The organism is Psychrobacter sp. YP14 (assembly GCF_003209315.1).
Lineage (GTDB): Bacteria > Pseudomonadota > Gammaproteobacteria > Pseudomonadales > Moraxellaceae > Psychrobacter > Psychrobacter raelei.
This window is the reverse complement of the sequence record NZ_CP029789.1, coordinates 1-24,449: the sequence shown is the minus strand read 5'-3', so window position 1 is coordinate 24,449 and position 24,449 is coordinate 1. Positions and strand designations below refer to the sequence as shown.

Below are 24,449 nucleotides of genomic sequence, written 5' to 3'. Positions count from 1 at the left end.
AACACATGACTAACACCAGTGGCCGTAAAGACAGCCACAAATCCAATCGACCCTCTCATTTGGACTCAGACGATTATTTACCTGACTTTATTAGGGCCACTACCCGGCATACCCGGCCACCTCGCTTAGGGACTTTTAATGCAGGTATGCAAATCTCGCAGCGCCGTCCCGATCATGAGCCTGATACCCGTATTGATAAGTTCACCTTTGGGATGGTATTGGCCATCTTATTGGGCATCTGTATTCCACTAATTTTCTTCCCAGAGCAAGGTAAAGAGTGGGTCGGTATTGCCCGTAATTTTGTCACCACTAATTTTGGTTTTGCCTACCTCACCTTTGGGGTGCTGGCGATGATGTTTGTGATTTACATCATCTTCTCTGATATCGGTAAAATTAAACTCGGTCGTCCAGAAGACACCCCTGAATTTGGCGATGCCTCTTGGGCAGCCATGCTATTTTGTGGGGGTATTGGTGCCAGTATCCTGTACTGGGGCTTAATTGAGTGGGCCTACTATTACCAAGGACCACCGTTTAATATTGCCGCAGGCTCCCCCGATGCCATCCGCTGGGCGACCACTTATGGCATATTCCACTGGGGCCCTGTGGCTTGGGCCATCTATCTGGTACCGGCTGTGCCTATCGCCTATTTTTATTACGTGCGCCAGACCCCAGTTCTCAAAGTCAGTCAGACCCTAATGCCCTTATTGGGTGAGAAGCTTGCCAGCAGCAACTGGGCTAAAATGCTCGATGTGCTGTTTGTGTTCGGTATGGTTGGTGGTGGTGCGACCACGCTAGGTTTGGCCTCACCCCTAATTAACGAAGGTCTGTATAACTTATTTGGCCTACCGCGCAACATTACCATGCAGTTGGCGGTATTGTTCGTGACCACCATGATTTTCGCTTATAGTGCCTATCAAGGTCTTAAAGGCGGTATTCAAAAACTATCCAATATCAACTTTTATCTTGCCGTAGCCTTCTTGCTATTTATTTTAGTAACAGGCCCTACCGTCTTTATTTTTAATACAGGTCTAGAGGCTTTGGGACGCTCCCTTACTGAAATGCCGCGGATGATGACTTATATTGAGCCGTTTAAAGACTTTGGTAGTTTTGGCTTTGAGCACACCACTTTTCCACAAGATTGGACCGTATTCTACTGGGCATGGTGGCTAGTATTTGCACCCACTATTGGTCTATTTATCGCTAAGATTTCACGCGGTCGCACCATTCAAAACATGGTGGTGGGCTCTATGTTCTACGGCTCATTGGGCTGTGCAATGTTTATGATTATCTTGGGTAACTATGGCCTATATTTGCAGCTAACCGGTACCGTCGATGTGGTATCAATTTTAAACAATGAGACAGCCACGGCAGCTATTTTTGCGATTTTAAATAGCCTCCCCATGTCGTACTTGGTCATATCGGTATTTACCTTCTTGGCCATCATCTTCACCGCGACGACCTTTGACTCTATTTCCTATATTTTAGCGTCTGTGGTACAGGTAGAAGTGGATGATGAGCCGCACCGCTGGAACCGCTTATTTTGGGCATTTACCTTGTGTCTACTGCCAGCCATCTTGATGTTCTTAGGCGACTTGGCCACACTACAGACCGCCTCCATTATTGCTGGTGCGCCACTGATTATCATCTTATCTATGATGATGTTATCGCTGATTAAAGCGGCCCGTTACGACCTACATTATCAGCCAGATTACAACTTGAAAACCATTCATATTGAAGAGCTGGCCGAAAATGCACCTTGGGAAGAAGGCGAAACCTCTGAGGCTCCTGAGGGCTCAGTATTGGCACAGCAAGAAGAGTGGGAAACCATGATTGAGGATGAAGAAGCACAGCTTGCTGAAGAAGAAAAGCAAGATGAGCTCGATAAAGACTCAGATAAATAAGTTAGCTATTGGCTACAATTATTGGTCAGCTAGTCAGATAGCCAGAGCCAGATAGCCAGAGACAGTGCCTTTGTAAATCGTCTAAAACCAAAGCGGCGGGACTCATCAATGAATCCCGCCGCTTTTTATTTCATGTTGCAACTGCTTTAATGATTTAGTGCCTGTTTGATCCGCGCCAAGCCTTCAAGCAATACCGACTCTGGGCAAGCCACATTAATACGCATTTTTAGATGCCCTTCATTACCATAGCTGATACCAGCATTGAGCTCGACCTTAGCATCTCGTAAGCTGTCATATAGCGCCTGATTGTCGTCAGCATAAGCTGAGCAATCCAGCCAAATTAGATAGGAGGCCTCAGGGCGCATCACCTTTATATCGGGCAAATGTTTGGCCAGATAATCTACCGTTAACTCAATATTTTTTTCAATATAAGCCAGCGCCTGCTCAAGCCACTCACCGCCCTGCTCATAAGCACTTTGCATGGCGCTATAGGCAAACATATTTAGCTCATATTCATCGTTTAAGCGCTGCTGATTGCTGATTTGTTTTAATAAAGCTTTGTCTGTTGCAAATATCATCGAGCCTTTGATACCCGCAATGTTAAAGGTTTTGGTCATCGAGGTTAGGCTGACCACCATGTGCTCATAGCCTGATGCCAAATTTAAAAACGGGGTAAAGGTATGACCAGTTAGGGTTAGATCTTGATGAATCTCATCACTGACAATGGCAACTTGATACTTTTTACACAGCTCAAGCACCGCTTTTAGCTCATCTTTGGTCCATACTCGCCCGCCCGGATTGTGCGGATTACACAGTAAAAACAGCTTAATTTTATGCTTCTTGATTTTGGCTTCGATGTCTTCTAAATCAAACTCATAACGCCCGTTGACCTCTTGTAATGCCGAGCTGACAACTTTACAGCCATTTAGCTTGGTCTTGGCCACAAATGGTGCATAAATCGGATCATTGATCAGTACTGCATCGCCCACCTCAGTAAACAAATTGACCAGTAACGCAATACTGGGAACCACGCCGGGCGAAAACAGAATGTTACTGGCCTCAAGCTCTAAACCATAGCGGCTACTGTGCCAATTGATAATCGCCTGATATAAGCGATCGGTTTGTTTGGTGTACCCAAGAATGCCATGCGTAATAATCTGCTGTAGACTGTCTAAAATAGGCTGAGCGGCCTTAAAATCCATGTCAGCCACCCACAATGGAATGGTATCATCTTCATAATGCCATTTGAGCGAGCCGGTGTTGTTTCTGTCGATTACTTCATCGAAATTGTACTGCATGGTGGGGTTCCCGTAGTTAATGTCACTTGTGTCTATGTTTAAGTGCTTTAAGTATCTATCCGCTCAAGCTCGATAATTGCTTTATTACGATAGTATAAGTCATCACGCACAGCAAAGCCCAATCGCTCCCAAAAGCCATTACCAATCTCATTGCGCTGAAAAATAAACAACCCAACTTTGCTAATAGACAATGCCTTCATCGCATCCATTACATGATTAACCAGTGCCTCGCCGATGCCTTGATTGCGATAAGCCACATCCACCGCAGTATGATAAATATAACCGCGTCGCCCATCTTCTCCTGCGATAATCACACCGACGATTTGGGTATTTTCTTCTCGTTCAACTTCTGCGACAAAGCTTAGCGTTGGATTGCGTTTGAGCATACGAGCGATACCCTCTTTGGCGTCATCCACATCATTTAAACCCATATTGGGTGTATTTATCCATAATTGGTACACAGCCTCGTAATCGTCGAGGGTCATTTGACGGATGGTCATGGGGTTGGCCTTTTGGTTGAGGAGTAAAATAAAACCATTTTAAAATTACTATAGCGTTTACCTTGCTAAGCTTACTCAAGAAGTAATTACACTCGGTCGACTTGTCGTAAACTTAAATCGAATTTGCTACCTTTCATTTAATAGTATTTTGTTATTTTCAGGTTTGGATTATTTCACTTAAGCTAATCAATATCTACTCACTCTCATACTCTCTAATCACCCGCGCTAGTACTTTATAGATATCAGGATCAATCGATTGAGCAATATTAAAGCGCATAAAACCATCACAGCTTTGTGTATGGCTAAAGGCATTGCCGGGTGCCAGTACAAGATTATGATGCAAAGCTTGTCTAGCAAGCTTTGATGCACTAAGTGACTTAGGCAGACGACACCATAAATAAATTCCAGATTGTGGAATCAACCAAGGTTCAATACCCAACTTACCCAATCGTGCAACTGTATGCTTGCGAACTTGATTCAAACGATTATGCAGTGTCTGTATGTGCTTACTGTAACCCTTATGAGTCAAGATCGATAACATAATGGACTCAGCCAACTGACTGCCACTAAATCCCGTTGCAATTTTTAAATCGACCAATTCATCTATTAAGTCTTTATCCGCCACTATAAATCCACAGCGTAAAGATGCCGAAATTGTTTTGGAGAAGCTACCGATATAAAACACATTTTTCAAACCATCAAGTGTGGCCAGTCTGGCTGCAGGATGTGCTTTAATATCGTTCACTTGAAAATCTGCAAAAATATCATCTTCAATAATATACAGACCAGCATCTTGTGCCAGCCTAAGTACTTGATACGCTGTACTGGCAGATAATGTCGCGCCTGTCGGGTTATGGATGGTTGCATTAGTAATATATAAGCGTGGCTTATGAGCTGATATTACCGACTTGAACGAATCAATATCAGGTCCAGATTTGGTATATGGCACACTCACAATATTGACCCGATGTGCCCGTAGCATGGCATTGAAATTAAAATAACAAGGATCATCAACCACAACAGTATCACCTGCTGATAACAAATACCGACAAATCAAGTCAATCGCTTGGGTTCCTGATGCCGTTAGCATCACTTGTTCAGGCGTTGACTCAATCCCCAATCCTGACATACGCCGTACGACATATTGTCTTAGTTCAGGCAACCCTAAAGGCGTCGCATACTCTCCGATCACACGCGAATCAGCTTTGGCTGCTTGACGCAACCCTCGGCGCATTCCTTCTTCATACAACCAATCAGCAGGCAACCAACCACAGCCAGGCTTCATTGATCCATCACCCATTTCTAACGACTGCCTAGATATCCATAATGGATTAACCACTCTATCTAGATTAGGCTCCATCTCTGATAAGGATAACGGCTGTGAGCTATTTGCCACATAAAAACCAGACCCAACTTTTGAATAAATAACCCCTTCAACAACCAAGCGCTCATAAGCCTCTGCTACTGTTGATGGAGAAACATTGTGACTTTTTGCTGCGGAGCGTATTGACGGTAGACGCGTTCCGGGTAAATAGATCACTGTGGCTATTTTTTGTTTCACATCCATCATGATCTGTTCGGTACGCGTTGGTTTAAGATTTGTGTCTGACGTCATTATTTGATCTCTATCAAGCCTAAAAGAGGAGAAACCATGCGCTTAATATTTAAATAAGCGAACCAAAATATAAACTGTATGGGATATTGATACCAAACAGTTACTCATAATTGTATTATATTGTCTGTCGTTTATCTCACCTAATTTTGTTGTAATTGAACCTATTAAAAAGCTATGAGGTTTTATAATGAACAAAATATCGGCAGGATGGATTAACGGCTTTATCGGTGTGGTCATATTTGCAGGCTCTCTACCTGCGACTCGGGTTGCGGTTATGGATTTTAATCCTGTATTTTTAACCGCTGTGCGAGCAACTATTCCCGCATTTATTGGAGCAATAGTACTAATAGCCTTAAAGCAAAGAATACCAACTAAACAACATCTCGCGTCTCTTATTGTGACCGCTCTTGGCGTGGTCGTTGGCTTTCCTTTATTAAGCGCACTGGCACTACAACATATCACCTCCGCACACGCTATCGTTTTCTTAGGTATATTGCCTCTCCTAACCGCTATATTTGCTGTTTTACGTGGCGATAGACGGCCACCGATGGTTTTTTGGGTTTTTGCTTTATTAGGCAGTGCGTGTGTTGCCAGTTTCGCGGCCCTCAGCAAAGGTCATAGTTCATTATTGGGCGGGATTTTTATGTTAGGTGCTGTTGTCACCTGCGCCCTCGGATATGCAGAAGGCGCAAGGCTAACCAAAGTATTTGGCGGATGGCAAGTCATTAGTTGGGCACTTATTATCTCCTTACCTATCATGTTGCCTTTGGCACTATACACTCGTCCAGATGGTGTCGCTAACGTTACTTTGTCAGGATGGATAGGCCTTGCGTATATATCATTATTTAGTATGTTTATCGGTTTTATATTTTGGTACCGTGGACTGGCGCAAGGGGGTATCGCTGCGGTTGGTCAACTACAATTACTACAACCTTTTATGGGGTTAATGCTTGCGTCTATACTACTGCATGAAACTGTGAGTGTAAGTATGATAGTGAGTACGATTGGCGCTATTATTTGCGTGGCAGGGGCTAAGAGATATGCTGCATAAAACAATAACCCTCAGCTCAACCAAATACCAATCAGCATTAACTGACTGATATTATTCGCCTTCGTACTAATAGTTAACATACTAACTTTTATAAAATTGAGTATCGCTTTAAGCATAAAACTATTAAATAAGTTAATAAAAATAATGGCTTATTAAACCAAACCCATTAATAAAAGATAGCAAAATTGATAATTGCATTTATAATATAAACGCTTTTTCAGATGCGATACACCACCGTCAGTTGTTAATTGATGGGCTTTCACAGCGTGGCAATGTAGTAATGCAGCAATATATCAATCGCTAAAAGTATTCTAATTTATAGTCATACAACCACTCATACAACATTATGCACAAGGACTGGGTCTGGTCAGGGTTATCACAGTAATCCTGACCAGACCTTGTTTATTTGGTGAGCAGCATAACGCCATTGCAAATATGTCATATGCGACTGTGCCATCTGCCCTATGAGGACGCTTGATGAACGAGAAGAGAAGAGAAGAAAAGAACGAATAACGACTTACATAAAGATAAGCAGAGATATTTTACGATTTGGCGTTGGCATTTTTACGCAGGGATGTTCGTCGCTCCTTTTTTAATTGTCTTAGCCTGTACTGGCCTAGCAATGATGATCATATCACTCACCACAGGGCGATTTAATGACAGAATAAGCGTCGAGTCTCAAGCCAATGAGCCACTGCCCTTATCCACCCAGGCTCAACACGCACTAGATACCCTCCCTCACAGCAGTCTTACCCAGTACATCGCCCCTCAAACTGACAGCACTGTTGCCCTATTTAAAATCAAAGCACAAGACATCGATAATTTTGTGGCAATCAATCCCTACAATGGCGAAGTCGTCCGCACGGCGGCAAGTGATGGTCATCTCTATCATTTGTTTGAGCGGATTCATGGCGATTTGTTAATAGGACCAATCGATGACTTTATATTAGAGACAGCGGCGTCGTTAACGATACTGCTTATCCTAACGGGTATTTATCTTTGGTGGCACAAACGCAAATCAGTGCGCAAAATGCTGATTCCCAATACAATAAATACTAAGCAAAAGCGCAATTTGTTTCGTACCATTCACGCAACCCTTGGGTCTTGGGTCGCTGTTGTTTTGCTGTTTTTTTGTTTAACAGGATTGGCTTGGGCTGGGATTTGGGGCGGCAAAATGGTGCAAGCATGGAGTCAATTTCCCGCAGGCAAATGGGGCAATGAGCCGACACCACTATCGATTAATCCCGATGCACCAGCACAGCCAATGACGATGAGTGCGCCCAAACCGCATGTGCATGGTCAGGCCAATCATGATGAGCATGACGATATGACGACTCACACGCATGGCGAGGTATTAAATGCTGGTGGCACTAAGGAGGTACCTTGGGTATTGGAGCTGACGCCCATGCCAAAATCTGGCACCACTTTAGGCGACGCAGGGATTGCATCAGGCGTACCGATTACTATCGATACGGTCGATCGATATGCTCGTGAGATTGACTTTGAAGGTCGTTATCAGTTGAATCTACCGCAGGGTGATACAGGGGTTTGGACATTGAGTCAGGACTCGATGAGTTATGATATGGACAATCCATTCGCCGATCGTACGGTACATATCGACCGTTATTCTGGTAATGTGCTGGCAGACATTCGCTTTAAAGATTACAACTTATTTGGCAAATTTATGGCCGCAGGTATCGCGCTCCATATGGGCACACTGGGCTGGCTTAGCGTGTTGGCCAATGTGCTGTTTTGTTTATCGGTCATTATCATTTGCATCAGTGGTTATGTGCTGTGGTGGATTCGCCGCCCTTCAAAATCAGAAGCGCTGTCTTTAAATCCACCACCCTTTGGCAACGGCCCTGCGCTTTGGGGCTTTTCGTTATTGCTGTTGGTCATCGCTATTTTATTCCCAGCCGCTATTCTCTCCATTATCGCTATTGCGTTGATAGATTTTGTGATTGTGTCACGGTCATCGAGACTCAAGCGGTTGTTAAAGTAATACTGACTTATTCAAGATATTAAAATGTGTGTAAAGTCATCTCAAATAAATGTTTGGGATGGCTTTTTTGATGGGGTTGAGGGAGATTCACCTATAGGAGGGAGATACCCCCAAAAAATAATATACTCGAGTTAATTATTTAACCTTTTATCTAATCTAGTTTCGTAGTACCCCAGTTTTTTAACTTTATCTTCACCAAAGCTGATAATGATTCCTCTAGTTTGTAGAGCTTTAAGTAATTCTTTATTTTCAATACTAACGTTAAATTTTGTTTTATTATTGTCATCATAGTTTAATTCGTTAAAAGGCGCTCCCATCAAAGGCAGTAATTTCAGGATATCATTATTACTTAGATTATCCTTCTGTTTTAAGAACAAGTAGCGAATATTTTCTGATTCTGAGCTGTTTTGAATATGATTATATAATTCACCAGGTAATGGCTTATCACCAAAAATATCAATAATATATTTAATTAATGTATCTAAAATATTTATTACTCTATCTATATTTTTCTCTATAAAATCTTGTTTTCGCTCTTTATCTATTAACTTCGATAATAGAATAGTTTTAAAGTCTGTTGCTTCTAACTCTTCAAGTAAATCTCCATCCATAATAGAAGATATATAATGTTCGATATAAAGATTGCGCATCTCACCATTCTCGCGACTAACTATAGATTGCCAGTTAGTACTATTCAAACCAAATAAGCTATTAGATATTAAAAACAAAACTTTACTTTCATTAAGGTTTGAAATATCAATGTTTAACCATGTACTATCTGAAGAACCTAGTATGTTCTTATATGCAATATCCTCCAATTCGTTACATTTAATTAAGGCTAACTCAATGGAGCGAACAGGCTCTATATCATTTTCAGCACTATTTTTAAAATGTTGATACTTTTGAGCTAAAGAATCAGAGTTAAGATTAATAAACTTAATCAAAACATCAACTAGGGTGTCTTCATTTTCTTTAAAATAGGTGACTATATTATCCCAGTTAGCTCTCGCAACATTATATTCGAATAATTTACCATGTAAGTCACTGTTAACTTCTGTTATATCTGTAATTTTAGTAGATATAGCCTTCATAAGCTCATCAGACTGATTAGGACTTATATATTCAGAGTTCAACAGCTGAATATATATATCTTCTGACTCTTCAAAATACTCGCCTTCAATTAGGTTATCTAAGAAAACATCAACATATACTGTTAAGTTATTTGACCACAAATGCGAAGGCAGATATGAATCTGTTAACTTACTAAGTAAAGTAAAAGGTTTCTTTTGTAATTCTTGAAGTAATTCTTCATTAACTATTTTATCTATGACAGGGTATAAACTATTAATGACGTCTCCCAAAAGCTTAATACTGACGGTTAAATAATCATTACTACCTAGCCAGTTTATGATTTTTGAATGGTTAGGCGTATATTCAAGTCTTGTAATTTTAGGCTTTATAATATCGGTGAATTTTTTGAACTCATCTTCCTCTCCGCTAAAGCAGTCTAGGATGTATTTTATATAACTGGAATAATCCTCTAATATCTCTTTTAGTCTTCGAGTTAGATAATCTGATTCTGCTAGTTGCTCTAAAGGTAGATGATTAATTATTTGAGTTAGATTGTAATATGAGTCTTCATTATCAAATCCTATTTCTAGATCATCAATGGTAGTTTCTTTAGTAGCCAATACTAAAGGGATGAAAAGATGTAAGTTTTTACGCCTTTGTAAATAATGGCTCGTAAATTCGAAAGACTCATATGTTCCATTACATATATTTTCCAGTAATGCATTTAGGTGATAAGTAAAATCTTGATGTGTTAATAAATAATCTAGGATTTGAAAGTTTAATGAGCTTTGCAATATCAACCTTTCTGAATCTATATACTCTTCTAATATTACCTTAGGATTTTTAATCTTGATATCAAAAATAGGTTCTCTTTGCTCTGATACTTGTATTAGATAATTCTGTTCATCTAACGTTATGTCAGAATCAGAAAAATAGGATATGTACTTAGCATAACTTTCATCAATGTAACCATTAATAATCAAAAACCTCAGTATAGGTTTTTTCTCTAATAAATCATCGTTATCTCTAAAATCAGATATTTTTTTTAGCTTTATGGTTTTGATTTTTTTAAGAATATCGATTTTTTCTTTATGTAATTTCTTAACTTTCCCCTCTATCTTATCTGTTATTTTCTTAAGTCTTTGTTCGTATGTGTGATTAGTATCGACTCGTTTTTCTATTTCTTTAAAGTTAATTGGCTTATTCTCTTGCCTACTATGAAAGTTTGGGTTATGAAATTTATACTTTAATGCACCTTCTTCCATGGTGCTTTCAAAAAAGGTAGTAGAATTTACTTCATGTATTTTAAATTCATTATCACCTGATTGTACTGTAAAGGTTAGATCCCTCTTATACTCTTCATTAATTTCCTCTGAAATATAAGAAATTAATGCCCCAGAATAGATACTATTCAACTCCTCAATATTATTGATATTTTCGGCTTCTAAATTAACAATATCGGCATCAATTTCATCTAATCGATTCTTTAAATCTTTAGTATGTTCTGAAATTAGATTTTGCTTATAGCTATTAAAAACTTTATAGACTTCGCCATGATTGCTATGTAGCTCCGAAAAGTCATTTGGATATCTATTTTTATATACAATAATAGAAAAGAGCATTGTTCTATCTAAATTCAACTCTTTTAAATTTTTTGAATAAAGCTCATATTCATTAAAAATATTTTTGACTAATCGTAAATCGTCAAAGTAAATACAAATATTTCTTAGAAACTTTCTATCTAACTTGGATGCCACTTCTTCATAATTTGATTGTATCCAGTTAAAAGCATTTGAAGGATTAATAACTGGAATAACTGGTAAAATATATTCAAAAAACTTAGTGCGCTCTTTGTCTTTGAACATGTCGTCTTTAATAGCATATATAAAGACTACTTTTTGTGAGCGATACTTATTAATAATAGCGTTAAGCTCTCGCAGCCTAATAAAAATCTCATTATTATCGAATCTATCTAAGTCTTCAATAATGACTACATTTTTTTTGGTTGCATCAAAAAAGTAAAGTATCTCGTCCAAATGGTCATTTAAAATGGATTTCTCTTTATCACTTTTTATGTTGAACTCAGAGTCATGGAAATTTAATTTAATTTCTGATAACTCATATGTCGTACTAAGGACTCTATAGACGATTATCAGGAAACAAATACAAAACACCCAAAGAGATGCTTTAGGTAACCATAATGGTAGAGTAGGGTATATTAATTCAATAAAATCAACTTTATTAAAGACTACAAGGCCACTAACAATAAATAAAATCAAGGTTGCTACAGATATAAACTGAATTATCTTGCTATCAGGTGCAATTCTTTTAAATCTAGAAAAAGGGATTTTATCTTGTGGAACAGCATAAAAGAATTGCTGTAAGATGCTTCGCTCGATTAGTTGGATTTGCTCATCTGTTAAAGTCGTTTTAGTACTTTTAGCATTTTCATCTTTTTCATTAACTTGAAATGTGGAAAGTGATATATCTAAAAACCTCCATTGGTTGGTGTCTTTAAATCTACGTTTGAAAGTACTTAAGACACTACTTTTACCTGAACCATATGTGCCAGTAATAGCAATATTAAATATATCGTCATGTTTAAGAGCTGATATTAGTCTGTTCTCATACTCAATATACCTTTCTTGATTATCACCTTCATCTAAGTTCTTCATAGGCGATAAAGGGTGAACTTCTAGTGCATTCGCTGTATCTATATCGCTGACTTTATCTATAGTAATTTTATGATTAAATATTGTCTTCTGCATTTTCTTTGTTTTTCCCGTCAATACTAATCAGATTGTCACCTCCAATATAACAAATTAATACTACTTATATTAACGACTATTTCCGAGATACAAATTTATATTATGCATAAGTTTAACGGGCATACTCTACCGTTTGGGTCTATGATTATCATTGCAAACCCCGCCGTAGGAGTGGTTTAGCCCCGATTGAAGCGGATATACTGGTGGCTAAAGTGGGCTGCATAAGCTTGGTTTTGCGTGGCGCGCAAAGCAAACGACGCGCCAAACCTTAGCGCATCGCCCCACTTAAGACGACAGATAGCAGCGAAAAGCGGGATTGGCTCCCTACCTATTTATCTGATTAATAACCGCCCTGTCACACCTTAAAACCCAATCGTCATCTTCCAATAAATCAGCACCGCACTCATACTAAAAAACGAGCCAATGGTGGAGACAATCACGATGGCAGACATACGATTGACCAGACCATAATGCTGACCAATAATAGCAATGGTCGAAAATACGGGGGCTGAGGCAAACAGCATAGCGACATAGTTATCTTGTAAGCTACCGCCTGATATCATGCTGATGGCCAGCAGTATCATCAATGGATGCACAATCAGCTTACCCAGGCCAATAGTAGTAATCTTAGGCAAATCACCCTTTAGCTCAAGCCCATACAAGCTCATCCCAATCACAAATAGCGCAACAGGAGCGGCCGCACCCGTAAGCATTTTAATGGTTCCAGCCACTATTGAGGGGATAGGCAGACGAAAGATAGAAAACACAATGCTGACCACAATAGAGATAATCAGCGGATTACGGGTAAAGTTTTTGGCGATACCTAACAACACGCCGGCCAATGACTTACCAGAATTTCCGTTCAGCTCTGCCATGATAAACAGCATCGGCAGGATCAGTAGGTTTTCAATAATGACGCCCATCGATAGATAGCTGGCGGCAACACTTGAGCCAACAACCATAGCCGCAACGGCATAACCGATAAAAGCACTGTTGGAGAAGGATAGCGCTGTAGAATTCAGCGCAGCAGAAACATTGTCTTGTTTCCAAATAAGCTTGGTCAGCATCAGACCGATGACAAAGGCCAGCAGCGAGCCAAGCCCATAAATAATGAGATAATATGGCCGTATCACCTCTTCAAAGGGCATATCAGCAATTGCATTGAACACCAAAGCTGGCAAAGCAATCTTTAACACCAGACTGCCCATGCCTTTGGCGTGCCTGGGGTCAATCACCTTCAATCTTACCGTTAAATAACCCAGCGCGATAATGATAAAAATAGGGGCGGTGATGTTAATAATATCCAACATATATAAGGTTGCCTCTTATCGGCAGGATAGAAATACAGATCGCTCAAAGGCGGTATTGATGATAATCGACTCAGTTCGCCATGGTTTTATTCAAAACCAGGGCAGTGTTATTTGGTTTATTTTTAGTCTATTTTTGGTCTACTCAAGCCAAACTTGATACCACCCAATTAGCTGAACCCTGCTTTTTAAACAAAGCATTAAAGGGCGGCTTGGGGCTTAACGTCCCTTAAAGTTGGCCTCACGGCGCTCAACCATCGCCATCACGCCCTCACGGGCATCTTCCGACTCAAATAAGGGCGGTAAAAAGCTGTGGATATTGGCCATAGCACGGTCTGCCCCATTGCGCGCGCCGTCTAATGCAGATGCCAATACCCCTTGCACGCCTAGCGGTGCCGCCTTGCTAATCTCAGTTGCCAGCTCGTAGGCTCGGTTATACTGCTCACCCTTGGGTACCACGTCGCTCACCAGACCTAATTTGTCAGCAGTATTGGCATCAAAGGGCTTACCGGTTAATAAATATGGCATGGCTTTTTGCCAACCTGCTGCCGCCACAAAACGCACCGTCGCCCCGCCAAACGGCATGATGCCGCGCTGCACTTCCATCTGGGCAAAGTTGCAGTCGTCACTGGCGATCACCACATCGCTATTTAGCATCAGCTCAATACCCGCCGTGAAACAAGTACCTTGTACTGCCACTACCACAGGCTTGGTACGCAGCTTGCCACTGATGCCCCAAGGATCGATTTGAGACTCATCAAACGCAAACACTCCTTTATCAAGCTTGTCTTGTAGCTCCATGAGATCCAGACCTGCGGTAAAGTGCTCGCCATGAGCAAAGATGAGCGCACAGCGTAGCTCACTATCGGCTTCATAGTCAGTTAGTGCCTTTGATAACTGGGCAATCATATGGCTGTCAAAAGCATTACGCTTATCGACTCGGTTCAGACCGATTAGGCAGATGTGGCTATCTTGTTGATAAGTGAGACGAGTGAATGGGGCATTATTTTGACTATTATTGCTCATTATTATTATCCTTTTATAAATCATAGATGACGGCATTTAGCTCGTATTGTTTTTAGCTCAAGCGAGCATCTCTTTCACTATAATCTTATGTACAAGGCTTAGCAAACCTCGCAGATATGTAATTTGTTGAGTTTCAGCGCGATGTTATTGCCCCAAACCTGTTAAACTAGCGGCAAGATTGCCAAAACTAAAAAACAGCTTAATATTGTAAACTTTTTAAAGAAAACACCTTAAACGCAAGATATTGATTTTATTATAAATTTTAAATCATTAATTGATGATTTTTTGTTATAAAAATAGTTATCCACAGCTTTAAATACCTCTGCAAGCCTTGATAAATAAGGGTTTTAGAGGTTTCACACACATTAACCATAGCCAGTTATTATTTTTATCGCCTATCTTGGTTCATCACCGTTATACCCTCAGGTTTCATTGCCTATCTATTTTAATTATCCACCCCTCACATGAATAAGTTTTTACGACTATGACACACCCTGTAACGCCAAAAAATACCACCCGCCCTACACCTGCTAATAAGCCTGCTGCCAGCACATTACATCCGCGCAATCCGCATCAAGGTCGTTATGATTTTGATAAGCTTATCAAAGCCTTACCTGAGCTTAAAAAACATGCCATTACCAATCCGAGCGGTGAGGCGACGATCAACTTCTCGGATGCCGATGCGGTATTAACCCTCAATAAAGCGTTATTGGCGCATCATTACAACATTAAATACTGGGATTTACCCAAAGGTTATTTGTGCCCGCCTATTCCTGGCCGTGCCGATTATATTCATCAAGTAGCAGACTTACTTAACAATAACAACAGTGGTTCAGAGAACAAAAAACCACATGTGTTAGACATTGGCACCGGTGCCAGCTTAATTTATCCAATTATCGGCAGTCAAAGCTATGGCTGGTACTTCACCGCCACCGATATTGATCCTGTGTCTATTAATACCGCCAAGGCCATTTGTGAGATTAATCCCAATCTAAAAAAACTGGTCACTGTCAAACAGCAAAAGAACCCAAAAAATATCTTTAAAGGCATTATCGGTGAACACGATTATTTTGATATCACTGTGTGTAACCCGCCGTTTCACGGATCAATGCAAGACGTGTTGAATGCCAATAATCGCAAACAAAGCAAACTGCAAAAAAACCGTGCCCGCCGCAACCCCAATGGCCAAGCCAACAAGTTTGCTGATGCCAAAAACAATCTAAACTTTGGCGGTCAAAACGCAGAGCTGTGGACCGAAGGCGGTGAATTTAGCTTTATTAGTCGTATGATCAATGAGAGCGTGGGCTATGCTCAGCAAGTTAACTGGTTCACCACTTTAGTGTCTCGTGCCGAGAACTTAAAGCCGCTTGACGCCTTACTGCGCAAAGTAGGCGCCAGACAAATCAAGACCATTAATATGCAGCATGGTCAAAAAGCCAGCCGCATTTTGGCATGGCGCTTTAAATAAGGCTGGAACAACTTACCTGATGACACTGTAAACCAAAAAAGAGCCTGCGTTATGACGCAGGCTCTTTTTTATTATTAACAGGCTAACCACTTTATACTTGGCTACTTTATACTGTGCCACTTTATATAGTCAAAGAAGTCTAAAATGGTGACAAGGCAACCGAGCGTAAGGTCTACAAATGCAGGTTTAGCGAGGTTAACACCGTAACTGTTTAGTTGTTCGCCGACGATAGCTATAAAACCATCTTGATACCAATGGCAATCAGCACCACACCGCCCACGACTTCCGCTTTATCTTCAAGCCAGGTTCCTGATTGACGGCCTAAATATACCCCAAAGAAGCTAAATAAAGCGGTCACAAGCGCTATAATTAAGCAGGCCAGCCAAGCATTGACGGCTAATAAGTTTAAGGTAAATCCTGCTGCCATCGCATCAATACTGGTAGCAATCGCCATCGTGCCCATCAGTTTATGATCCACGCTCTGATTGTCATCTAGCCCGAGCTCCTCTTCTTCATGGTCACCCTGTATGGCCTCATATAGCATCTTTGCGCCCAGACCAATGAGGATAATACAGCCAATCCAAGGGGCTGCGGAGGCCAACCATCCAAGCAAAGCTGATCCCAATAAATAGCCAATCAAAGGCATCACGCCCTGAGCCACACCGAAGTAAAGTGCTGCCATCAGTGCCAGCTTTAATAACATAGACTTTGCCTTTGCTGCGCTTGAAAAGGCAGTATTGGCCTGTTTTGCCCCCAGTCCAATAGACACAGCAAACGCATCCATTGCTAAAGCAATGGCCAAAAATAGAACGTCAATCATGGGTTAATTTCCTAAGCACTCAGCAACGGCAGCTATTATAGCTGAAAAGTAAAAACCAACTAAAAACAGAGAATAAAAAACTTATGTTTCACGTGAAACAAAAAAGCCACCTTGCTAGCAAGATGACTTTTTTATTAGTGATTTAAGTCGTTATACGTTGTCCATTCTCTTGACTACTACTGGCTTTAACTACTAAGCGTTTAGATATCAAGATTGGTAACGGTTAAGGCATTTTCTTCAATGAACTGACGGCGCGGCTCTACATCATCGCCCATCAAGCACATGAATAAATGATCAGCGGCAATCGCATCCTCAATGGTGACCTTTAACATACGGCGGTTCTCAGGATCCATGGTGGTATCCCAAAGCTGGTCGGCGTTCATCTCGCCCAGCCCTTTGTAGCGCTGCACAGACAGACCACGACGGGCTTCTTGCATCACTTGTTGCCATAGATGATCAAAGTTGCGAATTAGAGTATCTTTGGTGCCACCAGCTGTGGTATCACGGCGGATAAAGGCGGACTCTGTCAGCAACGTATTCCACTGTTTTGACAGACGCATCAAGCGTGCGTATTCGCCTGAATTAAAGAAGCCGGCATCAAGCAGATAATGCTGTGCCAAGTTATGCACGTAAATGGTAATACGAGGCAACCACTGCGGCTTGGTTGATAGCATGTCGCTGTCTTGACCTTCCACAACTTCGGCATCTTCAATATCACTATTCGGGCTGTCTACTTTTGCGCCGATTTTAAATTTAAACTGATTGTTGGCATCTTTAGCCGCTTCAGACAGCTCATCTGTGCGCGGCGCATGGATGTTATCAAGCTCAATGGAGGGGCGCAAATCACTACCGAAGTGCTCTAGCTGAGCCTGCAACTGCTGCTTCCACTCAGTCATGGAATCGAAGTCGTAAGTCATGTCTGTAGTCAGCTTAGGCACATGAGTCAAAGCATCGAGCAATATTGCAGGATAACGAATCTGCAAACGTGCTTTCACCAGTTGTGTTTGGTTATAATCGTTTAATAACGTCTCTAAGGCTTGACCGGTAATGGCTGGTGCATCTTCACTAATGTGTAGATTCATCTCATCAATCGTCGAGGATAATAGATATGCTTTGAGCGCCTCATCATCTTTTAGATACAGCTCTTGACGGCCTTTTTTTACCTTGTACAAAGGCGGTTGAGCAATATAGACATAGCCTCGTTCGATAAGCTCTGGTGTTTGACGGAAGAAGAAGGTCAAAAGCAGTGTACGAATGTGTGAGCCATCCACGTCGGCATCGGTCATAATGATGATTTTGTGATAACGTACTTTATCTGGATTGTACTCCTCTGGGCCAATACCACAGCCTAGCGCGGTGATTAACGTACCGACTTCAGCAGAGGATAACATCTTGTCAAAACGGGCACGCTCAACGTTTAGGATCTTACCTTTAAGCGGCAAAATAGCCTGAGTCTTACGGCTACGACCCTGCTTGGCAGAACCACCTGCTGAGTCACCCTCCACAATATATAATTCAGACAATGCCGGGTCTTTTTCTTGGCAATCAGCCAGTTTACCGGGCAGACCAGCGATGTCTAAAGTGGTTTTACGACGCGTTAATTCACGTGCTTTACGGGCTGCATCACGAGCACGGGCCGCATCAATAATCTTATTGGCAATAGATTTTGCCGCACCTGGATGCTCAAGCAAGTAGTCATTAAACTTGTCATGCATCGCTGATTCAACAGCGGATTTTACTTCGCTCGATACCAGCTTGTCTTTGGTCTGACTTGAGAATTTAGGATCAGGTACTTTGACCGAAACAATGGCGGTTAAGCCTTCACGCGCATCGTCGCCTGTGGTGTTCACTTTTTCTTTTTTAACCAGTTTTTCATTGTCCATATAGCTATTTAGACAACGGGTTAAGGCTGAGCGGAAACCTGATAAGTGAGTGCCGCCATCTTTTTGTGGGATGTTGTTGGTAAAACACAGCACTTTTTCATTATAAGTATCTGTCCACTGCAGTGCCGCTTCCACAACGATACCGTCTTCTTGCTCACTGACAAAATGAAAGACATCATTTAGGCCTTCTTTGCCAGAATTGATGTAAGCCACAAACTCCGATAGCCCACCTTTGTGCTCGAACACATGCTGTTTGTCTGTACGCTCATCGGTTAGCACAATGCGAACCCCTGAGTTTAAAAATGACAACTCGCGTAAACGCTTGGCTAAAATATCAAAGTCAAATACGGTACCGGTAAATACCTCTGGGCTCGGATAAAAACGAATTTGAGTACCTGTCTTATTGGTTTTTTCTAATTCTTGAATATCGCTATCTGGTACGCCATCGCTATACGTCTGCTGATAATGGTGGCCTTCACGCCAAATATTCATCTCAAGCTTTTTGGATAAGGCGTTCACTACTGAGACACCTACACCGTGCAAGCCGCCTGACACCTTATAACTGTTGTCATCGAACTTACCACCGGCATGCAGCACGGTCATAATGACCTGAGCGGCCGACACGCCCTCTTCAGGATGCACATCGATAGGAATACCACGGCCATTGTCCATCACACTGACCGATTCATCTTCATGGATGATGATATCGATTTGGTCACAGTGCCCTGCTAATGCCTCGTCAATTGAGTTGTCGACTACTTCAAACACCATGTGGTGTAAGCCAGTACCGTCATCAGTATCCCCGATATACATTCCCGGACGCACGCGTACAGCTTCAAGGCCTCTTAATACTCGAATATTTTTTGAGCTATATTCTTCTGGCTCTGCACCTGCTGGTAAGTCTGTGGCATCGACCCCTTCAGGCAAGCCTTGTACTAGCGCTTGCTCGGTATTATGGTTTGATTCACTCATGTTATATCCTTTCCTAAAACGGCAATGCTGAGAGTATCAGCAATTCAAATGGCGTCGTGGCTTTATAGCTGACCTGTCAACCTTCTCTAATCTTCAGTTTTGGCAGTCCAATCTTGCCAAATACTAGGGTCACTATGCCAATAAATTTAGTATAAAACTTATTCACTATTATAGCATTTTTTAGTCATAAAAGCATGCACTGTACAGGCGTCAATTGCCGTAAACTGTAGGGTTAAGCACCCTTTACTCAGTCATTTTTTTTATATGCCCTTGTTTCACGTGAAACCTTTGCGCCTGCGGCCAATACTGTTTAATTTGCGGCATAATATCGCCATCCAAACTGGTAATAAATATCTGGCACGACAACTCAGAGAGCGTCTTAAGCAAGATACTCAGCGCCCTTTCATCCAGCTCAGCAGTGATATCATCTAGTAAGACCACAGGTAATATGGCATCGCTTAAAGCCGAAGGGTATGGTTGGTCTTCAGAGGTGCTATTAGAGCCTATAACAGTGTCTGCCGCAGCGGCAGACTCAGTGAGCGATAACTGTGTGGATAGTTTTGTGGATAGTAAAGGTAGCTGAGACAAGCGAAGTGCGGTAATTAACAACTTTTTCTCACCACGTGATAATACATTAGCAGCCTGCTCTCGCACGTTACCTGTCAATGCATAAGCGGTCTCATTTTCCCAGTTATTCACATCCTCTATATTATCCACAAGGTCTGTGGATAACTTTATGTCAGCATGAGAATGAATATTGGAATGAGCAGCAGTCTGGGCCATACCCGATGTTTCAGCAGCTTGCTGTGCGGTCTGTCTCGCCTGTGCATCTTCAAGCCAAAGCACCTGTATATCTGCTCTATGACAGCCAACTCGGGTATAACCCGTCTGAAAATCCTGCGCCAGACGCTGCTGCAATAACTCATCTAAAGGCAGATCCGTGTTGTATCCGGCAGAGAACCTGAGTTGAATAAAAGGAGCGTAATCTGGCAACAACTGCTCAATTAATTGATTAAATAAGGGCTGCCACTCCTCAAATGCCTCATGGCGATAATGAGTAATTAAAGCGGCATGATTGGCTAACCCCTTGTCCCAAGCTGCCAACTCTTGTCTTTGATAATCGGACAAATACCCAGACTGCCTTAAAATAGTATTGCGCTGCTTTAATAGACGTTGGTAAGCCAACCACTGTGCATGAAAGCCAGGTTTCACGTGAAACGTTATCCAGTCTAATAACTGACGACGACTGCTGCTACCTATTTCAAGCACATCCATCGATGAGGGATCAATGAGCAAGGTTGGCAACTGCTTAGCCAAGGCACTTTGTACATATACTGTCTGCTGATCTAAGCGCAGAATGGTGCTGGCATCTTGCGCCTTTTGGATGGCCATACTGCTGCCATTGGCAAACTTGGCATGGACAGTGGCGTGCGCAGCATGATGTGAGATATAACGCTTGGGCTGATGATGACGAAAGCTTTTACCCCGCGATAGCAGATACAATGACTCTAGTAAAGAAGTCTTACCACTGCCATTGGCACCCACAAACACGTTACACTGCCCGACTTTGATATTAACGGAATGCAAATTACGTAATTGATGAATGCTCAGTTGCGTCAGCATAAAAAAACCTTCAAGCTATGAATAGATATCGATAGAGTCGTAAATAGCCTGACTTATTTTAAGCCAGCCATAGTTAGCATTATGACAGCAATCATTGCGATTTAAATATGCATATTGTATTTAACATAATGTCAAAACATCCTTGCCATAAGATTATGTTAAATCAAATCGGTAATTACTAACTATAGTTTTAGTAAAAGTTATCCACAGCTTATCCCCATAAAAAAAGCAAAACCTTAAGTTTTGCTTTTTTATTATGGCATTAGCTTTTAATAGTATGGGACAGCATAAGCGGTTAAATACGCATGGGCATAATGACATATTGGTGTTGGCTGTCATTGAGCTGATTTACCAATACAGAGCTATTAGCTTGACTCATGTGTAGTTGCACATCGCCGCCTAAGACATCGAGTACATCTTGTAAATAGGCTGCGTTAAACGACAACTCAATCGGGGCACCTTGATATTTTACTTGTAAGGCTTCGACTGCTTCATCCTGCTCAGCATTATTGGCACGTACTTCGACATTGCCATCTTGCGAGAATTTAAAAATAACCCCGCGCGACTTTTCATTACTTAAGATAGAAACCCGTCTTAAGACATCGGTCATTTGTTCTTTATTAGCCAGTGCTATTTTATCAGTATTATTAGGCATAACTCGGCGATAATCAGGGAATTTGCCATCTATTAAGCGTGCCGTAAAGGTCACACGTACTGAGTCATCAATCTGGCCTGTGCTGTCCACATTACCAAAAGGTAGGCTTACTTGTAAGAACTCACGGCCAAAGCTTAAGGTGAGGTTACCATCATTACCCCCCACTAATTTACCCAGCTCATTGGCCAAACGCTCAAGCTCAATAACTGCTTTGCGCGGTAAAATAGCCTGCATGCTAAAGTCATCTGCCACTTCAATAACACTACGAGCCAAAGCCAAACGGTGACCGTCTGTGGCAACCGTGGTGAGCTGACGCTGCGACACTTCAAATAACATACCGGTAAGGTAATAACGAACATCTTGAATGGCCATCGCAAACTGCGTCTTAGCCATAAGATCCATCAGCACATTGCGGCTTAAGGTGAGCGGCGTAATATTGGCCGGATTACCCAATATTGGGAAGTCTGCAGCTGGCAATGTGCCCAGTACAAAACGGCTTTTGCCACTATTAATCACGCAGCGCTCATTACTCTCCGCTGCAAGGTTAATCATGGTGTCTTTAGGCAGTAGCTTACAGATTTCATGTAATTTAGATGCCGGCAGCGTGGTCGCACCAATACTACCTGTGGCACCATTACCAAGCTTAACTTGTGCGCTCAGCTCTACTTCTAGATCTGAGGCCGTCAAAATCAGTAGCTGCTCAGTAACCTCTAGTTTAATGTTACCCAAAACGACCATGTTATGGCGTTTGTCTGCTGCTTTAGCAATTAGATTAATGGCTTTTAAGAGCAGTTCACGATTGATAGACAGTTGCATAATATAGGACTCTTTAATGGGGTCTTAATATAAGTTAATAGCCAATTTAGTATTGATTATAAAGCTTAGCACTCACTATGACACAAGGATGCCGTTATAAACTGTAAATAACGGGTTATGGCATGTTTTATAAATACCAAAAAAAACCAGATCAATGCCATTAATAGTGACCTGTTAGTATACCCAAATAACAAAGTACACACCACAAACACCCCTGCCCCAGCGACTAAATAAGGCTGAAGTCAGGCCAGATTGTAATCTTATCCCGCCTGTAGAGTCATAGATAAGGCTTTATATTCTTTATCCAACACCGGATCTTCGCTACGCAGTTGAGCAATCTTATCACAGGCGTGCATGACTGTGGTGTGATCACGACCGCCAAAAGACTGGCCAATATCAGGGAAGCTGTCTTTGGTTAACTCCCGAGCCAGAGCCATGGCAATTTGACGAGGACGCGCGATGCTACGGGTGCGTTTTTTACTCATCAAGTCTTTGACCGACACATCATAGTACTCCGCCACCACCTTACGTATGTTATCCATACTTACCGCTTGCGAGCGAATGGCTATCACATCTTTTAGTGCATACTGCACCATGTCAAGGTCAATGGGATTCCCGGTCAAGTTGGCTGTGGCCACCACTTGGTTTAATGCCCCTTCTAAACGTCTGACATTCGACACCACGTTTTGAGCAATAAATAAAGCGCACTCTTTGGGAAGATCAACCCCTGATAGATGAGCTTTTTTCTGCAGAATCTGCATGCGTGTTTCCATCTCAGGCGGCTCAATCGCCACAGCCAGCCCTGATGAAAAACGTGAGCGAAATCGCTCATCAAACTCTGTCATCTGTGACGGATGACGGTCTGAAGCTAGGATAACTTGCTTGCCCTCAACCATAAAATCAGCAAATAACGACAAAAACTCATTGCTGGATTTATTTTTGCCCGCCAACACATGTACGTCATCAATAATCAACAAGTCCACCCGTTTAATCTTACGTTTGAACTCTTCAATCTTCTGGTTACGTAGTGCATAGACCAGCTGATTGATAAACTTCTCAGAAGAAAAATAGTAAAACGTTTTACCAATTTTCAAGTATCGATGTGCCACAGAGTGCATCAGATGCGTCTTACCGAGACCAGAAGGTCCGTACAAGAACAACGGGTTATGACGATTCTGCGATTGTTTTTTGCCAAGCTCCTGACAGGCTTTGTAAGCCAGCATATTAGACTTACCACTGACAAAGGTCTCAAAAGTAAAATAGGGATTGATATAACTAAGTGACTTATCTGACGCCATTTGGGCGGCATCGGCATCCTCTTCATTTTGAGTTTGCAGATTTTGTTGAGCACTCATCACCACAGGGCCATTTTGCGCACTGGCTAGGGTAGTGTGACCCGCTTTCGTCTGCCCACCAGAGTGCACGCTACTTTCCACTTGAATCACAACTTGACGTATTTCGCCATTGCTATGCTGCTTAGCCAATACTTCAATTGCGGCAAAATGATGCTGCTGTACGTGGGAGACAAAATACTGGTTTGGAGCAAGCAACTCTAGCTTATCCCCAATGATATGAGCTGAAAGTGGACGCAGCCACATCGTAAACTCATTTTCTTTGAGCTGATATCTTAAGTCATTAAGACATCTATCCCACAACGACAAACTATCTGACAT

Annotated in this window: 15 protein-coding genes; 4 read left to right on the top strand and 11 right to left on the bottom strand. The window is 41.7% G+C overall.

Translation table 11 applies throughout. The features are described from left to right. Nucleotides 1-5 precede the first annotated feature (5 nt). Nucleotides 6-1,901, top strand: a complete 1,896-nt coding sequence (locus tag DLE54_RS00075) for a BCCT family transporter (RefSeq protein ID WP_083757349.1) — start codon at nucleotides 6-8, stop codon at nucleotides 1,899-1,901. Nucleotides 1,902-2,047: 146 nt separating this feature from the next. Here DLE54_RS00075 and DLE54_RS00070 read toward each other — a convergent pair whose 3' ends face one another. From DLE54_RS00070 to DLE54_RS00060, 3 genes are all read right to left on the bottom strand, one after another. Continuing rightward, nucleotides 2,048-3,199, bottom strand: coding sequence for a MalY/PatB family protein (locus tag DLE54_RS00070; protein ID WP_110815848.1), 1,152 nt, complete (start codon nucleotides 3,197-3,199; stop codon nucleotides 2,048-2,050). 47 nt (nucleotides 3,200-3,246) lie between these two features. Continuing rightward, on the bottom strand, nucleotides 3,247-3,699 hold the full coding sequence (locus DLE54_RS00065) for a GNAT family N-acetyltransferase (protein ID WP_110815847.1): 453 nt from the start codon (nucleotides 3,697-3,699) through the stop codon (nucleotides 3,247-3,249). A gap of 193 nt (nucleotides 3,700-3,892) precedes the next feature. Then, a complete protein-coding gene (locus tag DLE54_RS00060) occupies nucleotides 3,893-5,314 on the bottom strand; it encodes a PLP-dependent aminotransferase family protein (RefSeq protein ID WP_227535333.1) in 1,422 nt (473 codons plus the stop codon). Nucleotides 5,315-5,501: 187 nt separating this feature from the next. On the opposite strand from DLE54_RS00060, the gene DLE54_RS00055 reads away from it, so the two are divergent. Both DLE54_RS00055 and DLE54_RS00050 read left to right on the top strand, forming a co-directional pair. Then, nucleotides 5,502-6,365, top strand: coding sequence for a DMT family transporter (locus DLE54_RS00055; RefSeq protein WP_110815846.1), 864 nt, complete (start codon nucleotides 5,502-5,504; stop codon nucleotides 6,363-6,365). A gap of 547 nt (nucleotides 6,366-6,912) precedes the next feature. Beyond that, nucleotides 6,913-8,367, top strand: coding sequence for a PepSY-associated TM helix domain-containing protein (locus DLE54_RS00050; protein WP_227535694.1), 1,455 nt, complete (start codon nucleotides 6,913-6,915; stop codon nucleotides 8,365-8,367). Between the two features lie 131 nt (nucleotides 8,368-8,498). Here DLE54_RS00050 and DLE54_RS00045 read toward each other — a convergent pair whose 3' ends face one another. The 3 genes from DLE54_RS00045 to DLE54_RS00035 form a co-directional block, all read right to left on the bottom strand. Beyond that, nucleotides 8,499-12,206: a P-loop NTPase fold protein gene (locus DLE54_RS00045; RefSeq protein WP_110815844.1), complete on the bottom strand. Its 3,708-nt coding sequence runs from the start codon at nucleotides 12,204-12,206 to the stop codon at nucleotides 8,499-8,501. A 362-nt stretch (nucleotides 12,207-12,568) separates the two neighbouring features. Beyond that, nucleotides 12,569-13,516 carry an AEC family transporter gene (locus tag DLE54_RS00040; protein WP_110815843.1) on the bottom strand — a complete coding sequence of 316 codons (948 nt, stop codon included), beginning with the start codon at nucleotides 13,514-13,516 and terminating at the stop codon, nucleotides 12,569-12,571. A 216-nt stretch (nucleotides 13,517-13,732) separates the two neighbouring features. Beyond that, nucleotides 13,733-14,539, bottom strand: coding sequence for a crotonase/enoyl-CoA hydratase family protein (locus tag DLE54_RS00035; RefSeq protein WP_110815842.1), 807 nt, complete (start codon nucleotides 14,537-14,539; stop codon nucleotides 13,733-13,735). A gap of 484 nt (nucleotides 14,540-15,023) precedes the next feature. Here DLE54_RS00035 and rlmF point away from each other — a divergent pair, with 484 nt between their 5' ends. Beyond that, nucleotides 15,024-16,007 carry a 23S rRNA (adenine(1618)-N(6))-methyltransferase RlmF gene (gene rlmF / locus DLE54_RS00030; protein WP_110815841.1) on the top strand — a complete coding sequence of 328 codons (984 nt, stop codon included), beginning with the start codon at nucleotides 15,024-15,026 and terminating at the stop codon, nucleotides 16,005-16,007. 232 nt (nucleotides 16,008-16,239) lie between these two features. Here rlmF and DLE54_RS00025 read toward each other — a convergent pair whose 3' ends face one another. From DLE54_RS00025 to dnaA, 5 genes are all read right to left on the bottom strand, one after another. After that, on the bottom strand, nucleotides 16,240-16,827 hold the full coding sequence (locus DLE54_RS00025) for a manganese efflux pump MntP family protein (protein WP_011959302.1): 588 nt from the start codon (nucleotides 16,825-16,827) through the stop codon (nucleotides 16,240-16,242). A gap of 200 nt (nucleotides 16,828-17,027) precedes the next feature. Further along, complete coding sequence (gene gyrB / locus DLE54_RS00020) at nucleotides 17,028-19,682, bottom strand: DNA topoisomerase (ATP-hydrolyzing) subunit B (protein WP_110815840.1); 2,655 nt, start codon at nucleotides 19,680-19,682, stop codon at nucleotides 17,028-17,030. A gap of 243 nt (nucleotides 19,683-19,925) precedes the next feature. Further along, the gene (recF, locus tag DLE54_RS00015) at nucleotides 19,926-21,305 is read right to left on the bottom strand and encodes a DNA replication/repair protein RecF (RefSeq protein WP_110815839.1); all 1,380 of its coding nucleotides are present in this window, start codon (nucleotides 21,303-21,305) and stop codon (nucleotides 19,926-19,928) included. 295 nt (nucleotides 21,306-21,600) lie between these two features. Continuing rightward, a complete protein-coding gene (gene dnaN / locus DLE54_RS00010; protein ID WP_011959299.1) occupies nucleotides 21,601-22,776 on the bottom strand; it encodes a DNA polymerase III subunit beta in 1,176 nt (391 codons plus the stop codon). 260 nt (nucleotides 22,777-23,036) lie between these two features. After that, nucleotides 23,037-24,449, bottom strand: coding sequence for a chromosomal replication initiator protein DnaA (dnaA, locus tag DLE54_RS00005; protein ID WP_011959298.1), 1,413 nt, complete (start codon nucleotides 24,447-24,449; stop codon nucleotides 23,037-23,039).